Source organism: Streptomyces sp. NPDC029014, from assembly GCF_055564695.1.
The window spans coordinates 1-3,402 of record NZ_JBVHVT010000188.1 but is presented as its reverse complement, the minus strand read 5'-3'; the positions used below and the strand labels follow the sequence as shown (position 1 = coordinate 3,402).

General features: G+C 68.4%; 4 protein-coding genes and 1 tRNA gene. 1 reads left to right on the top strand and 4 read right to left on the bottom strand.

The features are described from left to right. Window positions 1-111: 111 nt before the first annotated feature. Both ACZ4VL_RS40225 and dcd read right to left on the bottom strand, forming a co-directional pair. A complete protein-coding gene (locus ACZ4VL_RS40225) occupies window positions 112-609 on the bottom strand; it encodes a phosphoribosyltransferase (protein ID WP_179172805.1) in 498 nt (165 codons plus the stop codon). After that, complete coding sequence (gene dcd, locus ACZ4VL_RS40220) at window positions 606-1,193, bottom strand: dCTP deaminase (protein WP_179172804.1); 588 nt, start codon at window positions 1,191-1,193, stop codon at window positions 606-608. Before dcd ends, ACZ4VL_RS40225 begins: the two co-directional genes overlap by 4 nt. A gap of 471 nt (window positions 1,194-1,664) precedes the next feature. Between dcd and ACZ4VL_RS40215 the strand changes: the two genes are divergently transcribed. Continuing rightward, window positions 1,665-1,738: transfer RNA gene (locus ACZ4VL_RS40215), tRNA-Gly, on the top strand. Between the two features lie 123 nt (window positions 1,739-1,861). Here ACZ4VL_RS40215 and ACZ4VL_RS40210 read toward each other — a convergent pair. Both ACZ4VL_RS40210 and ACZ4VL_RS40205 read right to left on the bottom strand, forming a co-directional pair. Then, window positions 1,862-2,338 carry a cupin domain-containing protein gene (locus ACZ4VL_RS40210; protein WP_468210885.1) on the bottom strand — a complete coding sequence of 159 codons (477 nt, stop codon included), beginning with the start codon at window positions 2,336-2,338 and terminating at the stop codon, window positions 1,862-1,864. A 449-nt stretch (window positions 2,339-2,787) separates the two neighbouring features. Then, a complete protein-coding gene (locus tag ACZ4VL_RS40205; protein WP_468210882.1) occupies window positions 2,788-3,213 on the bottom strand; it encodes an AAA family ATPase in 426 nt (141 codons plus the stop codon). Window positions 3,214-3,402 lie beyond the last annotated feature (189 nt).

Genomic DNA, 3,402 nt, shown 5'->3' with positions numbered 1-3,402 from the left:
CCGTTTCATTTAGTATGCTAATTCATACATGCCACCTAGATGCGTATCTGCCCCCCTCCCCCCCCCCCCCCCCCCGGGAGTGCGCGGCGGGACGGGGCCCGCGGACGGCGGTCAGGCGTCGAGGATCTGGCCCTCGCGCTTGACGACGGGCGGCTCGACCGACCACGGGAACTCGATCCAGTCGTCGGTGCGCTTCCACACGTACTCGCACTTCACGAGGGAGTGCGACTTCTCGTAGATGACGGCGGAGCGGACGTCGGCGACGGTCCCGACGCAGAAGTCGTGGACGAGCTTCAGCGTCTTGCCGGTGTCGGCGACGTCGTCGGCGATCAGGACCTTCTTGTCGGAGAAGTCGATCGCGTCCGGGACCGGCGCCAGCATGACCGGCATCTCCAGCGTGGTGCCCACGCCGGTGTAGAACTCCACGTTCACGAGGTGGATGTTCTTGCAGTCGAGGGCGTACGCCAGCCCGCCCGCGACGAAGACGCCACCGCGGGCGATGCTCAGGATGATGTCGGGCTCGTAGCCGTCCTCGGCGATCGTCGTCGCCAGTTCCCGGACGGCACGGCCGAAGCCCTCGTAGTTCAGGGATTCGCGTACGTTGCTCATGCCTCGTGCCTCACCTGGGTGCGGTGGAAGTTCTGGAAGGAGCGCGACGCCGTCGGCCCGCGCTGGCCCTGGTACCGCGACCCGTACCGCTCGCTCCCGTACGGGAACTCGGCGGGCGAGCTGAGCCGGAACATGCACAGCTGCCCGATCTTCATGCCGGGCCACAGCTTGATCGGGAGGGTGGCGAGGTTCGACAGCTCGAGCGTGACGTGGCCGGAGAAGCCGGGGTCGATGAACCCGGCGGTGGAGTGCGTCACGAGTCCCAGGCGGCCCAGGCTGGACTTCCCCTCCAGGCGGGAGGCGATGTCGTCGGGCAGCGAGATGACCTCGTAGGTCGATGCGAGCACGAACTCGCCGGGGTGCAGGATGAACGCCTCGTCGCCCTCCGGCTCGACCATCCGGGTCAGGTCCGGCTGCTCGATGGCGGGGTCGATGTGGGCGTAGCGGTGGTTCTCGAACACCCGGAAGTAGCGGTCGAGACGCACGTCGATGCTGGAGGGCTGCACCATCGACTCGTCGAACGGGTCGATGCGCACCCGTCCGCTGTCGATCTCGGCCCGGATGTCTTTGTCAGAGAGAAGCACGTCCCGAGGATACGCAGAGCGCGCGAGCCACCCCCAATCGAGAGCGGGCGCCCGCGCGCCCGGCCGTCTACCGCTTGCCGGCATCCCCCACGGGGACGGCGTGCCTCAGGCGCGCGCACCGCGGGCACCGCAGCAGCCGGCCCGGGCCGATCCGGCCGGCACCGAGGTGCTGCAGCGGAAACGAAGCGGTACTGAACACATGCCCCTCGGCACAACGGACGACGGTGTTCTCCATCGAGGTCCTTTCCCCAACCTGCCGTACTACGACGAATCGCCACATTAGGGGATGTTCGGAACCCGCTCCAGCGCGCCACTCCCGCGGCCCGCCGCACCGGTACGTTACGCCCCAACTCCCGCCCGCACGACCGTCGGTGCACCGCACAAGCAACGACGACCCCGCGGATGATTCACCGGGGGTCGATCATGGGGTAGAGTGTGCAACGGTACCGCTCCAGTCACCTGGAGCGTCCTGCGGATGTAGTTTAATGGTAGAACATGAGCTTCCCAAGCTTATAGCGCGGGTTCGATTCCCGTCATCCGCTCCACAGCAAAGCCCCAGGTCACAGACCCGGGGCTTTCGTGTTGCCGAGAACCCCTCCACCCCTCCCGCGCCGGACGCCCCGGCACACGCGGGCGGGCATGAGCACGTTCCCGGGCGCCCTCGCCGGTCAGGCGTGCTCGTCCGATGGCTGTCGGGCAGGTTGGACCGACCAGCTCGGCGGCGCGTCGCCGCCCGAGTCCTCGTCGCGCTCCGCGTCGGCGGATGTCCCGTGGATCTTGCCCGACGCGTGGTGCACCGGCGCGTACACGGCGTAGAGCTGCAGGGTCTCGTCGCCGATGTTGGTGACGTTGTGCCACGTGCCGGCGGGTACGAAGATCGCCCAGCCGTCCTCGACCTCCTGGTCGAAGTCGAGTCGATCCTTCGCGCTGCCCATCTGGACGCGGCCCCGGCCCGCGTCGAGTCGCAGGAACTGGTCGGTCTCCGGGTGCGCCTCCAGGCCGATGTCCTCGCCCACCGGGATCGACATGAGGGTCAGCTGAAGGTACTTCCCGGACCAGGCGACCGCGCGGTAGTCCGTGTTCTCGAGCGTCGCCTTCTCGAGGTCGAAGCTCTGGGGTTCCGGCCCGATGTCCTTGATGGTCATACGTCTCTCCCGGTCAACGAGGGCGGTACACGGCCGCAGTCTTTGCGCCGGCCCGCGCCAACCATCTCAGAGCCCAGGGCTCTTCCGGCGACAAGCACGCGAGCCGGTCGCCATCCGGCTGCGAACCCGATCGGCCGGCTTCGGCCGCGAGAGCCCCGATGGCGCAGATCGTCACCCGCCTGCCCTCGGCGCCCGAGGCCGGGGTCGCATCGTGATCCGGGCGAGATCGAGCGGACCGGGAGGTGCGGTGGTGGCTGGTTCTCGTCTTCGGGCAGGACACCCTTGTCACCCTGGGGCGGTTGGCCTTCGAACTCAGCCCGCTCGGCGCCCGCCCCCACCGCGCCGCACCCGACCCCAGGGCAGCGTGATATCCCCTTCGCCCGCAGGGGACTTGGGCCCCGGATCGCGCTCCGTTCCAAGAAGTCGGCACACCATCCGTTAAGGATTCGCTAAAAGAATCCGCCCCCCTGGGGGCCGACGCGGCCCGAGGCCGCCGGGAGCGTCACAGTTCGGTACAAGAGGCAGCAGATAACACCGGATGTGCCGAGCTTGCGGGCTATTGGTCCAGGGATTGCAAGGGAGAGTCCGGCTCTCGCCGAGCTTTCCACCACGATCCGGATGCCGGAGAGGATGACCAGTTCATCGCAGAGCTTCTCCACCAGGTCGAGCTGGTGACTGGAGAACAGGACGGGGACGCCGTCGTCGCTGCAGGAGCGGATCAGTCCGCTGAGTGCGTCGACGGCTTCCGGGTCGAGACCGGAGAACGGCTCGTCCAGGACGAGGGCTTCCGGTCGGTGCACGAGCGCGACGGCGATCTGAGCGCGCTGCTGGTTGCCCAGCGAGAGGTCCTCAAGCTTGTCGGCAGGACCGCCCACAGAGACGGATCCAGGTGCTCCAGACCGGCGGGGACGCCCGGCGAATCACCTCGGCCGCGACCCGACCTGTTGGGGCTTCCGGTCGGCGCATTCCCGCGGGAGCGCCGGTGGGGGGGGGGGGGGGGGGGGGGGGGACACACAAAGGAGGAGAGCGACGAAGAGAGACACCCCCAGACTGGGGGTGGGTGG